This is a genomic window from Sporosarcina sp. CAU 1771 (genome assembly GCF_054482775.1).
On sequence record NZ_JBTLRN010000002.1, the window covers coordinates 46146 to 59760 of the forward strand.

Annotated in this window: 11 protein-coding genes; 5 read left to right on the plus strand and 6 right to left on the minus strand. The window is 40.1% G+C overall.

The window, feature by feature from the left end; translation table 11 throughout:
• Positions 1-54: 54 nt before the first annotated feature.
• Positions 55-1311: a M20/M25/M40 family metallo-hydrolase gene (locus ACXYMX_RS02845; protein WP_459042719.1), complete on the minus strand. Its 1257-nt coding sequence runs from the start codon at positions 1309-1311 to the stop codon at positions 55-57.
• Positions 1312-2061: 750 nt separating this feature from the next.
• On the opposite strand from ACXYMX_RS02845, the gene ACXYMX_RS02850 reads away from it, so the two are divergent.
• Both ACXYMX_RS02850 and ACXYMX_RS02855 read left to right on the plus strand, forming a co-directional pair.
• Entirely contained in the window at positions 2062-2814 is a 753-nt protein-coding gene (locus ACXYMX_RS02850; protein ID WP_459042720.1) for an alpha/beta hydrolase, read from the plus strand.
• A 975-nt stretch (positions 2815-3789) separates the two neighbouring features.
• Positions 3790-4353, plus strand: coding sequence for a competence protein ComK (locus ACXYMX_RS02855; protein ID WP_459042721.1), 564 nt, complete (start codon positions 3790-3792; stop codon positions 4351-4353).
• Positions 4354-4624: 271 nt separating this feature from the next.
• On the opposite strand, the gene ACXYMX_RS02860 is transcribed toward ACXYMX_RS02855, so the two are convergent.
• From ACXYMX_RS02860 to ACXYMX_RS02875, 4 genes are read right to left on the minus strand one after another with little or no spacing between them, the layout of a single operon-like run.
• Positions 4625-6184: a hydantoinase/oxoprolinase N-terminal domain-containing protein gene (locus ACXYMX_RS02860; RefSeq protein ID WP_459042920.1), complete on the minus strand. Its 1560-nt coding sequence runs from the start codon at positions 6182-6184 to the stop codon at positions 4625-4627.
• A 4-nt stretch (positions 6185-6188) separates the two neighbouring features.
• On the minus strand, positions 6189-7280 hold the full coding sequence (locus ACXYMX_RS02865) for a DUF917 domain-containing protein (protein ID WP_459042722.1): 1092 nt from the start codon (positions 7278-7280) through the stop codon (positions 6189-6191).
• A complete protein-coding gene (locus ACXYMX_RS02870) occupies positions 7280-8614 on the minus strand; it encodes a purine-cytosine permease family protein (protein WP_459042723.1) in 1335 nt (444 codons plus the stop codon). Before ACXYMX_RS02870 ends, ACXYMX_RS02865 begins: the two co-directional genes overlap by 1 nt.
• A gap of 24 nt (positions 8615-8638) precedes the next feature.
• Positions 8639-9229: a TetR/AcrR family transcriptional regulator gene (locus ACXYMX_RS02875; protein ID WP_459042724.1), complete on the minus strand. Its 591-nt coding sequence runs from the start codon at positions 9227-9229 to the stop codon at positions 8639-8641.
• A 267-nt stretch (positions 9230-9496) separates the two neighbouring features.
• Between ACXYMX_RS02875 and ACXYMX_RS02880 the strand changes: the two genes are divergently transcribed.
• From ACXYMX_RS02880 to ACXYMX_RS02890, 3 genes are read left to right on the plus strand one after another with little or no spacing between them, the layout of a single operon-like run.
• Complete coding sequence (locus ACXYMX_RS02880; protein WP_459042725.1) at positions 9497-10591, plus strand: endospore germination permease; 1095 nt, start codon at positions 9497-9499, stop codon at positions 10589-10591.
• Between the two features lie 27 nt (positions 10592-10618).
• Positions 10619-12073: a spore germination protein gene (locus ACXYMX_RS02885; RefSeq protein ID WP_459042726.1), complete on the plus strand. Its 1455-nt coding sequence runs from the start codon at positions 10619-10621 to the stop codon at positions 12071-12073.
• Positions 12070-13212: a Ger(x)C family spore germination protein gene (locus ACXYMX_RS02890; protein ID WP_459042727.1), complete on the plus strand. Its 1143-nt coding sequence runs from the start codon at positions 12070-12072 to the stop codon at positions 13210-13212. Before ACXYMX_RS02885 ends, ACXYMX_RS02890 begins: the two co-directional genes overlap by 4 nt.
• Positions 13213-13354: 142 nt before the next feature.
• Here ACXYMX_RS02890 and ACXYMX_RS02895 read toward each other — a convergent pair whose 3' ends face one another.
• Positions 13355-13594 carry a hypothetical protein gene (locus tag ACXYMX_RS02895; RefSeq protein WP_459042728.1) on the minus strand — a complete coding sequence of 80 codons (240 nt, stop codon included), beginning with the start codon at positions 13592-13594 and terminating at the stop codon, positions 13355-13357.
• Between the last annotated feature and the right edge of the window lie 21 nt (positions 13595-13615).

The window sequence follows — 13615 nt, forward strand, 5'->3', positions numbered from 1 at the left end:
GAGAGTGGCCTCATTTCATATTCAAATTTGATTGGTAAAACTGTTTTTAGTGGTTTACTCGACAATGGAGTGAATTAAATCCATGTATTCGGCGTACGTTTTTTTATACAACTTCGTTTTATCGATGTTGCCGTTCATTTTCTCCAACACTTGTGAGAGGAATCTTGGAAAGATTTCAAAGACGAATTCAGGATCGATGTCGATAAAATCGTCACCATGAATGGTACCTGCAAATCCGCTATAACTAACATTAATAACAGGCATCATGATGGACAGGTCCCCAGCATCGCCGCCAGCACTGATGACATTGTCTTCAATGATTTCTTCGATTTCATCGTTCTCAAGGTAAGCTGCTTTAACGAATTCATTCAAGTAACGGTTTTGTACAAATGGAAGGTAACCCATTTGAGTCTCGATTTCGACTTCCCCTTGAAGTGCCATAGCACTCCCTTTAGCCGCATCGTCTAGTTTAACGGCTACTTCCTTAATGTACTCGACGGATTGTCCTCTGAGGTCCGTTCCGACCGTTATGTGGTTGGGGATGACGTTAGTAGACATATCCGAGTCCATAACGATTGGGTTAATCCGTACCATTTCACTGTCTTTGAATTGTTGGCGACCTAATCCTAACGCAACGTTAAATAAGGTAGACATATTATAAGCATTTTTGGATGAAAATGGATCAAAACCGGCATGAGTTGCTTTGCCAATGAATTTGTATTTCTTATAGAGGAATCCTGCCAAAGAGTAATTGATTTCGACCGCTCGATTTGTCACGTCTCCACCAATGGAGTGTGTACAAATGGCAAAGTCGATATCGTCAAATATACCTAACTTCATAGCTTCTGGCTTCCCACCGTAATGTGTGATTTCGTTCGTACGCATTAAGCTTTCACGGTAATTGAGGTCGAGGTATTCTTCTGCAGGAACAAAAATGAAGGTGATTTTGTAAGCAAAGGATTCGTAGGCTTTCGATTCATACAAATACTTATACAAGGCAAGTCCAATCGCTACTTGTGAATAATGTCCACAGTTATGCGCAGCACCCGTTTCTTTGTCCGCATGCATATGCGTTGGGGCGTAAACCGCATCAAGTTCAGAGATGAAGGCCATATTTAAGCCCTTGTCTTCGCCAAGACTCGTTTTCAATCCTGTTGTACTGAATTCTTCAATTTCAATATCTGGATTAACTTCTTTTAAGAAGTCAAGAACAGTTTGCTTCGTCTTAAATTCTTTATAGCCTAATTCTGGATTTGCATAGATCGTGTCAGCCACTTGTTTTATCGTGCTATATTGCTCTTTGAAAATCATTTTAAAAACGCCTCCATTTATTTCTTTTTCGTGCACTAACCTAGTTTATCCTATGGTTCGACATTTTTAAAGGCAATAGTTTTCGAATAGTAGTAATTGGGATTATTCTTACTATAGAAGTACCGAAATATTGCAGGAGTTACAGTTTTTTTGATGAAAAAGGATATCCTTATCTAAGGGTGGAATCCGTGAAAGCCCAGACATCTTCATCAAAAGAGCGGCCAATCGGCCAGATAGCCCGGACATTCCAGAGAAAAGAGCTGACATCCTAGAAAAGCCCGGACATCTTCATAAAAAGAGCGGACATTCCACCAGATAGCCCGGACATTCCAGAGAAAAGAGCTGACATCCTAGAAAAGCCCGGACATCTTCATCAAAAGCGCGGACATTCCACCAGTTAGCCCGGACATTCCAGAGAAAAGAGCTGACATCCGTTGAAAGCGCGGACATCTTCATCAAAAGCGCGGACATTCCACTAGATAGCCCGGACATTCCAGAGAAAAGAGCTGACATTCGTTAAAAGCCCGGACAACTTCATCAAAAGAGCGGACATTCCGCCAGATAGCCCGGACAATCCCAAGAAAAGAGCTGACATCCTAAACAAACACTCGAATTTTAATTTTACAACCTTCTATATTCACTGAGTCTTTCTCTATAGAAGGAATTTATTCAAATCAATACGAAAGAGGAAATTACCTCCTTATTGTCGAACAAGTACCCTAACCTATTTAATGAAGGGAACTGATCCAGATGGCCGAAAACTATTCAATTTTACAAGGAGCGGAAGAATTTTATTACGAAGGAAATGAAACCGGGGTTTTGGTGATTCATGGATTTACGGGGACAACGCAAAGTATGGCTTATCTAGGAAAGCGGTTCGCAGAAGCGGGCTACACTGTTTATGGACCAAGACTAACTGGACATGGAACGGCTCCCGAAGACATGGAAACCTCCACTTATGAGAATTGGATTCAAGACGTGGAAGTGGGACTTGCCCAACTGAAAGAAGTATGCTCAAAAGTCTTTGTTGCGGGGTTATCCATGGGTGGAACACTCACACTATATTTAGCCGAAAAGCACCCAGAAATTGCAGGAATTATGCCAATCAATGCTGCGGTACATATGCCGGAATTTGAAGGATATTATCTAAGTTTAAAAGACAGCGAGCGCTTCATTGACGGAATTGGTTCAGATATAAAGGCAGATGGAATTCAAGAATTAGCCTACGCACAAACGCCTGTCCGTGCAATGGGTGAACTTGCTCAGTTGCTAAAAATAGTGAACAGCGATTTAGGTAAAGTAACTGCACCTGCATTAATTTTATCGTCCACAGTGGACAATGTGGTACCTGTTGAAAACTCACAAATTATCTATGATCAAATCAAATCCAATGCAAAAGAACTCATAAAATTAGAACAGAGTTACCATGTCGCTACACTCGATAACGACAAGGAATTGATTGCAGATAGCTGTCTTGCGTTTATTGAAAAGTACGATGCGTGAAGTAAGAACTGTGTTGTGAATAATTTAAAAATTAAGAGAATCCTCCAGGCGTGGGACTGGAAGATTCTCTTTTGCACTTAAGTTAAGACTCTAAAATCCCCTTCAGTGTCGCAAGCATTTCGAAGGCTTTCAAGCGAATCTGACCTTCCTTCTTGAATTGCATCCTTTATATTTTTTAAGACCTCCAGAATTTCATCATCCAAGGGTTTTGTATGTGCTTCAAACTGGTTCACGATTCTTTTATTCCTGGGTGCTTTCATCGTAAATAATCAACCCAATTAGGAATTGTGTGAGAAACCTTGTGAAACTATAGATGTGACTGCGCAAAATAGAATAATATGTGGCAATGAAAGCCTAAGTTACTCTACTTTACAAGGTTAAAAAGTTTATATAGTAAAGTGGATCGATTGGAACTCTTTATGTCCACTTTAATTAAGCAAATTTATGCAACTAGTTTGGGCTGTAAAAGGGTTTACGAAGGGGTAGGAAGTGATTGTTATTGGTGGATAAATAACCTATTAGTGTAAATCTTTCGAATAAAGTTAATAAATAGACATATTACTAATTTTTAGGATATAATAGATTAACTAGGTGAAATTACTTAGTTTATAAATAAGTGTGTAATTAATTTGTGTGAAAGGATGTGGATATGGTTGGGTAATTATGCTCATCATAGTTTAGCATTTCTTTTCAATGGATTGTCCCCAATACATATCAGGTTGAAACAGTAAATCTACTTAGAAGATGAGTTGAATTGGATAATCTAGTGGAGGATGGATTTGTCTAGTTCAATCACTTGGCTTCACTAAAAGGAGGTGAGTGAGTTGTGATAGTTAACCGAAGTAACAAGAAATCCCCGAGTCAGTCTGGCTAGACTTGTTAGACTCGGGGAAGTTAAGTTGGAGTATACCAACCTATTGTTAGTATACTCCTTTTTTCATGAAAACGATATAACGAAAAAAGGGGGATGTGAATATGGGCTTCTCGAAAAACTTTATACTTGCGTATGATGCTGTTATGTTATTGCCTAGGTATGATGAAAACGGATCATTGTATACGTTAATGGTAAAGTCAAATAAACAATTGCAAGTCGAATATGGTCCGACTCAACTGATTGACTTAAATTTACGTTTTCATGGCTCTAGTCTCAGAGGAGCGAGTGACGGGTCGCGGATGGTTTTAGGAAGAGGTAACATGTATCCTGTTATAATCAATAAAGAGCTAAGTGTATGTTGGTTTCCTAGTAAGTCACCTCATAAAGAAGGTTGTTGCTGGTTTGCTTTACATCAGGTTAAAGAGTACATCGGAATTAGTAGAAAACGAACGAGAGTAGTCTTTCACAATCAAAGTACATTTATTGTAGATATGAGTAGAGCTTCGTTTGAAAATAAAGTAAAGAGAGCATATAAATTACTAGGCAAGTTGGTTTACAGAATGAATGGGCGATTAGAGGGGATTTTTGAATCAGAAGAATTATATAACCTCAATTACATTCAGCGAAAGCATAAATTTGGCAAGGATCTCGATGAACAAGAGTAATCATTAACATTCCGCCGATAATATAAAAGAGGCAATCCATGCATCACATGGATTGCCTCTTTTATAACTTCAAAATATGGATGTTGCGGCACTACTGGGCAATCCCCAGTCGGATGGGCAACGTATTTTTTTCCACCTTCTGCCGAAAGTGCCCCCAGTGCGGGACAGAGAAGTGCCGCGCCTCTGTGACTAGTAGTATATGCATTTAGATTAGAAAGTATACATGTTAAGAAAACCCATTGGAAATTCCAATGGGTTTTAAAATAATAGTTCAATCGATTGCTAACACTCCAGCAGCTTTCGCGCGGATCTTAGCAGCATCACCTGGTAAATATGCAAGCGGCACTTCTTCAAAATCAACAATAACAAGTTGCTCAGGATCAGCACCCGCAGCAATGGCTTCTTGGCGAGCCATTTCTTTCGCTGCTTCTATAGTCTGTTCTCTTCCGAGTTCGTCCATCGCGAAAATACGTTCAATTTGTCCACTTACTTGTGAAATAGCTGAACCAATCGCATTCGCAACACCTGAGTTATTTGGCTTTATCACTTCAGATGCGCCTTCAAATTGAGTAGGGAATAGAATGCTTCCACCACCAACTAAAATAACAGGTACCGGTTCTGCACTTGTTTTCATACGGTCGATTGTTTCTTCCACCATTGAAATCATTTTCGCATAAATCGTTTCAAGTAACGCTTTATCCAAATGCGCAACCAACTCAGGATTTCCGAGTTCAGCTTTACCAAGCGCAACAACAATATCTGTCGTTGTCAGTTTCGAACCACCGAAGATCAGGCTTTCTGTTTGTAGCTTATGCCCAACACTTTCAGGACCAATTTGGAAGCTATTGTCTTCATTAATTTGAATAATTGTTCCACCACCAAGACCAATTGCCGTAATATCTGGCATGCGGAAGTTTGTGCGCACGCCACCGATTTCGACTGCAAGTGAAGATTGTCTTGGGAATGAACCAATTAGCACACCGACATCCGTCGTCGTTCCGCCAACGTCAACGACAATGGCATCGGATAGATCTGTTAAATACGAAGCGCCGCGCAGACTGTTCGTCGGTCCACAAGCAATCGTTAAAATTGGGTATTTCACTGTGTATTCCACCGACATTAATGTCCCGTCGTTTTGACCGAAGAATACTTTCGCGTGAATGCCTTCTTTTTTCAACGCTTGTACAAAACCGTCCGCTGTCGTACGAGCAACGTTCACGATCGCAGCGTTTAGAATTGTTGCGTTTTCTCTTTCCAGTAAGCCGACACTTCCGATTTCATTGGACATGGAAAGGGCAACGTCGTCTCCTAATACTTCACGTAAAATCTCCGCAACGCGCGTTTCATGTGTATCCGAAACAGGGGAGAAGACCGATATAATCGCAACCGAATCGACTTTTCCTTTGATTTCATTCGCGATTTCGTAAATATGTTGTTCATCTAACTCAACGATTTCACGACCGTCGAATTCATGACCACCACGGACAATATACGTATGTTTGTTAAGGATATCTTTTAATTCATCTGGAACACCGAGTAGCGGTTTAATCGCCATTGTTGCAGGCGCACCAACACGGATAATTGCCACGTTGTTCAATCGTTTACGTTCAACGATAGCGTTCGTACAATGTGTTGTTCCAAGCATTGCGAAATTGATTTGATCAACAGGAACTGCAGCTTTTTCAACAACTTCTTGCATCGCTGCGTAGATTCCGCTACTTACATCTTCAGTCGTCGGTGTTTTCACTTCAGAAATTACATTGTACTGGTCGTCTAAAATAACTGCATCAGTATGAGTTCCACCAACGTCAATTCCGATTCGGTAATTCATCATCTTAGTTGTCCTCCTTGTTGACGAGTTCTTCAAGTGGCGTGAAATCTACGCCGTAGCCGAAGTATTTCGGTCCAGCAACATCGATTCCTGCTTGTGTACGCCATTTCGGGTTGGCGGGCATTCCGATAACGACACATCGTGCGCCGTAACGTAAACCTTCCGTCGTAATTGGCATTCCTGTATCCGAATCTAAAACCGTGATTAAGTCAGGAGTCACACAAAGCACACGGTCTTCTGTTTCCGCAAGCAAATGCTCATTTTGAAAATGAAGCGAGCATACTTCGTTTTTGAATTCATCCAACCCTTCAAGAGTTGCTTTCCCTTTCGCAAATCCAGCTTCCGTCTTGCGGTTAATGTCCGTCACTTTTCCTTTAAATAGTCGATGCCCGTTCGTAATTCGAAGTACTTCTTGAATCGGGTCTTCATTGTTTCCTTGTGCTGCCCGAATCGCTTTCCCGATTTCTTCTTCAAGCGTTAACGTAGCGTGGATAGACGATTCTTTTAGCGTTTTTCCGTCCATTGAGTAAATCGCAAGCATAACCGAACCGCCCATTTCAATCGTCGCCGTTCTTGCAATGCGCTCTGCCCATTCACTTGTAACTGTATTTAGAACCAAACTATTTCCTTTTTCATCGGATAAAACCATTGGCGTTGCCGGAACGCCATCTAAATGGAATGTGACCATTTGTAGTTCTGGGAATGCACGACCCATTCCGTCTGCATCGACGACAGGTAAGCCAAGTCTTGCAGCGAGTGCAAGTGGAAGGAGGGAGTTGACGCCACCCGCTTCGATCGGCATTGTCGCGTAAATTTTCTTCCCAAGATAGTCTTGAATCGCTTCGAAAGCTTCAATTGCTTCTTCGCCACTCGGTATTTTTTCGACCATTACCGTTGGAGCACCCATCATCGCAGAAGGAACGATTAACGCGTCATCTGGCACTTCATCGACACTTAATAACTTGATCGGACCGTACTCTTCCACAGCTTGAAGGGCCATCAATTTCCCGATATATGGATCCCCTCCGCCACCAGTACCAAGAACAGCGGCACCAATTGCGATATTCTCAATTTCTTCTTTACCAATTAACCTCATTAGAAGTTCCTCCCTTTATTAGCCACAAGTAGTTGTTCGTTCGACTTTTGCATGAGTTTACTTGCGATGAGTTGTAAGACGAAAGCGACTAAAAATGCATCAAATCCAGAAGCACCTGTTAAAGAAAACAATCCGAACCCAGTCGGTGCAGGCGTCGTCATAAACGCGACAAGCGTTGCGATGATCCAAATAGACACGCTGACAAAATGGATGTTTTTCATATGTTTAAGATTTTCAAATGCATATTTTTTTCGATTTAATAAGAAATCCGCTACGTAAATCCCGCCAATCGGTGGAATTAACGCACTAAGGAATACTAGGAATGGGATGAAGTTTTCGTAAATGCCACCAACAGCCATCAGCGTACCGATAGTACCCGCACCAATTGTTAAAATGTATTTGGGCGTTTTCCTAAAAATAACGGAAAATCCTAGTGCGGAAGAGTATAGGTTGTTATCGTTCGTTGTCCATTGTGCAAGAATTAGAACAAGCATTGCACCTGTACCCCAACCGAGGCCAAGCATAATTTCTACGATATCTACTTGAGAAGTCGCTTTAGCTAAGACTGCCGCAATAATTAAGACGATGCTGTAGCCGACAAAGAATCCGACGAATGAAGCTATCACAGCATCTTTGGGTGTTTTAGCATAACGTGAAATATCCGGTCCAATAATTGCGCCGATTGCTAAAGAACCAATAACCAACGAAATCGATAAACCAATTGTTAGTGGGTCGCCCAATAAAGGTCGAGCAACAACTTCGCTTAATGTAAGTCCATTCATCACTTTGATCAAAGAAGCAACTAGCAATGTACCAAGAAGGGGAACGGCAACTAGGCTTAATTTTTCTATCGCTTTAAAGCCGATAAATGCAGTAGTTGTCATTAAGATACCACCAATAACAACAAGAACTTTGGGGTGAATCGAAAGGTTAAATACATCGACGAGTACATTGTGTAAACTCGTTCCGAATAAATCTAACTGGACACCAAACCATCCGAAAAGAGCGATAGCTACGACGACTGATACAGCATACGAGCCGTATCTTCCTAAAGCAAACATTGATACAAGTGCTGTAGACAACCCTGTTTTTGCACCGACTACACAACAAAGTGCACTTACAATGGCTAATATAAAACTTCCGATAAAGGATGCGATGATTGCTTCAGGCATTGAAAGGCCGCCACCGAGTGCACCTCCAAGTGCTGTTGCCGAAAGAGCAACAATTCCTCCGATCCATACGATCGACAGCTTCCCCCAACCTTTACGTTTCTCTTGAGGTACTGGTTCAAGTTCAAAGTCTTGTACTAATTCATGTTCCGTTGCTTTTGCCATAAGGCGATCCTCTTCTCTTTAAAATTATTTATAATTCGCATTTAAATTACGGAAAATAGATTCAATCATTTGCTCTGCAAGTTCAACTTGTTCAGAAAAGTCATCATCGTCGTATAAGTTAATGCCCCAAAATACACCGTTTCCAACTAAAATGAACTGTTTAATTGTTCTGTCAACTATAGGCGCAGGAATCGTAGGAAAACTCGATCTCAGTTCATTGCCTAAAGAATCGGTCATCCACTCTGCATAATAGTTCATATGTTTTTGTAAATCTTTCTTGATTTCTGGAATCGGGGAAGTAACAAGTGATATATAAGCAGTCGTTGCTTGTAAATCACCCTTATGGTGCTTAACAATTCCTCGTAGCATAGCGGAAAATATTAGATCTACTGGCTCGTCCTTATTTTCAGTGAGGACTCTTTGCATTTCATTAAAGTGTGCCATTAATAATTGTTTAAACGCTGCTATGAATAATGCTTCTTTATTTTCGTAAAAAAAATAAATGGAAGCTGGTTTTATGCCGACTTCTGAGGCAATCTTTCTCATCGTAGCTCCTTGATACCCATGCAAGGAGTAGTGGAGGAGTGCTGCATCAATCAACTCTTGTCGCTTCAAATTCTCACCACCTAACAGTTGTTAGGCTAATTATAGGGACTCGGGTTTAAGAAATCAATAACTTTCTGAAAAATTTTAATATAGTAAAGTGTTTCGTTTACTTATGAAGGCGTTACCATTGTGGAGGTAACAGTTTTTTGAATAAAAAAAGAAACTTTCAAAATAAAAAAAGTTTCAAGGGCATTCACTTAAAGTGTATTGATGCTGCTTATAATTTAGGGAGTCGTTGTCAAGGCTAGGGGATATAAAAAGTTAGAGGGTCTTTGTATGAACAAAAGCGGTTCGATTAGTATTTTACATGTGATATTCCTATCGATGACAATGATTGGCTTGAAAAATCATGTGACCATCATCCCATCGCTGTTAAGTGGGGCAGGTAGAGATGCATGGATATCTATTTTGGTGTCCACTTTTGCCATGGTACCTTGGGTTTTCTTATTACTTTACATCCACAAAAAATCAAATCAGCACTCCATTATAGATTGGTTGAAAATGAAAGTTGGGAAAGTAGTTGCGAATATTTTCCTTTACGTAACTGTCATCTTTTTCCTAATATTAGCTGCATTTACAATGGCAGAGGTATTACAGTGGATTATATCAACCTTTTTACCAACAACGCCTATGTTGCCATTGTTAATTGTTTTTACTGTTCTTTGCATCCATCTCGTCTCAACAAATATACAAACGATTGCGATGGTTAATGTATTCGTTCTCTTTTGGGTGGTCGTTTTCGGATTTTTTATTGCGTTTACAAATTTGCAAGTGAAAAATTACGAGTTACTCCAACCTTTTTTTGAACATGGCGTACAACCTGTTCTTAAAACCGCAGTGTTTCCAGCATCCGGATTTGTAGAACTACTGCTGTTTCTATTCATTCAGCATAAAGTGAAAGACCGCATGCGTTGGTATCATTTTGTCGTCATGCTATTCATTTTAATGGGGTTAACGATGGGACCTACAATTGGAGCGATAACAGAGTTCGGTCCAATTGAAGCCGCAAAACAAAGATATCCTGCCTATGAAGAATGGGGAATTGGAACGATTGGGCGATATATTGACCACTTTGATTTTTTATCGATTTATCAATGGCTGACAGGTGCATTCATAAGAGTCGGGTTAATTTTGTTCATTGTAGCAGACTTACTAAAGATGTCTGGAAACAAAAAGCGTATTTGGAAAATACTTGGCCCAGTTTTTTTCATTATCTGTTTACCGCTTGCTCTTATGAGCGACCGAATATTTCTGATGATTAAGGGAGACCCTTTACTAATCATCACCTTTAGCTTTCTGTTTTTAATTTCACTTTTTTTAGTCCTAGTTGCTTTCTTTTCAAGAAAATCAACAAAAAAAGCTCGCGCATAAAATATTTACAGAAAATGGTGAATCTGTATGGAACCGACCGACAAGAAAATCGATCTCGATTCCCTGAAGCAACTGTTTCAAAAGTCCGGGGACGTCCAGTTTCAATCGTATACATTTAATCATTATCCTGTCGTTTTCATCACATGCGATTCGATGATAGATCAGCAGCTATTGAATGAAGTCATCGTTCCACGCGTTCAACAATTCATCGAAAACCTGAATGATGATCCTCTAGAAAATTTGGTTAGCGAGAAATTGCACATTCCAAACTTGAAAAAAATAGAAGATAAAAAGGAAATCGGTTCTCTTTTGTACACCGGCAGTGTGCTTTTATACTTTAAGGATGATGGACTGCTTATTTCAAGTAATATAGAAAAAAAGCCCAATCGCAATCCCGAAGATACAAATATTGGCGCACCTATAAGGGGACCAAGAGATAACTTTATTGAAGATATTTCCGTCAATATCGCGTTAATAAGAAAGCGAATCCCGACGAACTCACTATGCGTGGAGAAGTTTCAAATTGGAAAACGATCCCGAACGACGGTTGCCCTTCTTTATTTTGACGACATTGCAAGTAAAGACACATTGGCTAGTATAAAAAGTCAGTTGGAAGAGGTCGATACGGATATTGTTGTTAGTGGAGATTTGCTCATGGAAGACGTGAATAAAAGTGCATTGCTTTTCCCGAGGACTGATTATTCAGGACGACCGGATTTTGTGGTTGAATCACTTGCAACAGGACGCTTTGTTATTTTGGTTGACGGGGTGGCTTACGCCATTATCACACCCGTGAATTTGTTGTTACTATTAAAAACAAGTGAAGATAATGAAACGCCTGTTATCTATAATTCGTTTGAAAGGTTATTGCGTATTGCAGGGATGACTATCGGTATATGCCTACCTGCATTTTGGCTCGCCTTAACAACGTTTCATCAAGACCAACTCCCACATCTGTTATTAGCGACAGTTGTGCAATCGAATACCGGACTCCCCTTACCTTCAGTTATCGAGATGCTCATCATGATACTCATGTTTGAATTGTTTCGAGAAGCTGGTTTACGTCTTCCTTCTGCTCTTGGCGGAACAATCGGTGTCGTGGGCGGTCTTATCATTGGAGATGCTGCCATTCGTGCTGGTATTACAAGTCCGGCAATGATTGTCATTATTGCAACTTCGACGATTGCAACTTTTACGCTAGTTAACCAATCGGTCGTGACGGCAGTTAGCATATTGCGCATTTTTTTCATTTTCCTAACGGCGTTTTTCGGAATGTTTGGATTCATCATCTCGTTCTTTTGTACAGTTCTTTATTTATCGAACATCCGCATATTTGGAGTCCCTTACTTGAATAATACGGCGGACTTAAGCTGGAAAGAGATGAGGAAAACATATCTACGTTTACCGGCTGGTCAATATAAAGAACGTCCGAACGTGTTAAATCCAACGGACAAAACGAGAAAAAAAGAGGGTGAAAAATGAAGGTACGATTATTAATAATCATGTTGCTTGCAGTCATCCTATCTGGATGTTGGGATGAAAATCAACCCGAAAAAATGCTGTATATAAATGGGGTTGGGATTGATTATAAGGATGGTAAATATGATATATACGCGCAGTTTGTTAGCTTTGCTAATATTGGAAAAACGGAACAACCTAATAGTGATGTCCTACAGGCTGAAGTGGGTCGTGCCCAAGGTGACACAATGGATGAAGCTATTCACGAGTTATATCATTCAGTTGATCAAAAGGTTTATTGGGGACATTTTTCTTATCTCGTTGTTTCTGAGGAAGCAATGAAACACGGGAAATTAAGTCCGACAATTGATACTTTTATTCGGTTCAGGGAAACACGATATCAAATTTGGGTGTATACGACTAAAGATCCCGTCGAAGAAGTTCTTTTAGTAAGGCCTGTTCTCAATAAAGCAATTACACTGTCCAAACTAGGTGACCCAGTAAACTCGTTTGAACAGGAATCATTTGTAGAGCCAATAGATATTCGAATGCTTCTTATCAGATTAGATGAACCAGGCCATGAAGCAATGATCCCTTTAATATCGGTAGAGGAGAACTGGCAGTCGGAAGATGAGAGGATTAAAGCCCCGGTTATATCGGGTGTCGGTGTCGTTACGCCGAACACATTTAAGGGCTTCGTCACTAAAGACAAAGCACGAGGAATGCAATGGATGTCGAATGAAATGAGTAGGGGACAAGTCACTTTCAAGTTAGATGGTGGTGATTACTTTACAATGGTGATCGATAACTTGAAGGTCAAAATAGAGCCAATCATAAGTGGGGGAGATGTGGCATTTGATGTTGAAGTAAAGTTGGAGGCTTCTGTCAGTACGGTTGGAGAAAATGTGAAACCAGATCGAATTCAGAAAGAGATAAAAAAAGAGGTTAAAAAAGAAATTATGGACACTTTTGAAGAAGCGTTAAAAAAGGAGATTGATATTTATCGGTTCTCAGAAAAGCTGTATCGTAAAAATCTAAAGGAGTGGAAGAAACATCAAACAGACGGAAGATTAGAGCTGACAAAGGAATCGATTCGAAACCTCAAAGTCACAATCTCAAAACTCGATTCGGATAGAAAATCATTTAGGAAAACGATTGAATGAAAGTTATAATCGAAGAAAGTAAGGAAGTATTTCCATATGGATGATTCATTCCTGCAAGTCCTCGTCTATATTCTTGTATTGAAAGTTATCACGTTAATAAAAAAATCAACCAAGATACAATATTGGTTGATTTTTTATGGAGTTATTCTTTTTTCTCAAATTCCTGTGGATCAAATTCCAATGCAGCCTCAGCTAATTGCATCTGTACTTTTCTATAGTTCTCATTTCCGTCTTCCTCGTTTTGCGCTAAGTTTTGCTCTGCAATTTGCTGCTGGTTTAATCGGGGATCCCTTCGTTGAATAAAGCTGTTGGAATGCTCTTTCTTGTTGAAGTTGAGCCGTACACCTTTGTCGTGATGGGATTTATTATCTTTCTTTGCCAAGTAAATTCACTCCCTTCCCGA

Excerpts from the sequence above, each read along its gene's own strand:
- ACXYMX_RS02845 (WP_459042719.1), bottom strand. The coding sequence starts at position 1,311 with ATGATTTTCAAAGAGCAATATAGCACGATAAAACAAGTGGCTGACACG.
- ACXYMX_RS02850 (WP_459042720.1), top strand. The coding sequence starts at position 2,062 with ATGGCCGAAAACTATTCAATTTTACAAGGAGCGGAAGAATTTTATTAC.
- ACXYMX_RS02855 (WP_459042721.1), top strand. The coding sequence starts at position 3,790 with ATGGGCTTCTCGAAAAACTTTATACTTGCGTATGATGCTGTTATGTTA.
- ACXYMX_RS02860 (WP_459042920.1), bottom strand. The coding sequence starts at position 6,184 with ATGAATTACCGAATCGGAATTGACGTTGGTGGAACTCATACTGATGCA.
- ACXYMX_RS02865 (WP_459042722.1), bottom strand. The coding sequence starts at position 7,280 with ATGAGGTTAATTGGTAAAGAAGAAATTGAGAATATCGCAATTGGTGCC.
- ACXYMX_RS02870 (WP_459042723.1), bottom strand. The coding sequence starts at position 8,614 with ATGGCAAAAGCAACGGAACATGAATTAGTACAAGACTTTGAACTTGAA.
- ACXYMX_RS02880 (WP_459042725.1), top strand. The coding sequence starts at position 9,497 with ATGAACAAAAGCGGTTCGATTAGTATTTTACATGTGATATTCCTATCG.
- ACXYMX_RS02885 (WP_459042726.1), top strand. The coding sequence starts at position 10,619 with ATGGAACCGACCGACAAGAAAATCGATCTCGATTCCCTGAAGCAACTG.
- ACXYMX_RS02890 (WP_459042727.1), top strand. The coding sequence starts at position 12,070 with ATGAAGGTACGATTATTAATAATCATGTTGCTTGCAGTCATCCTATCT.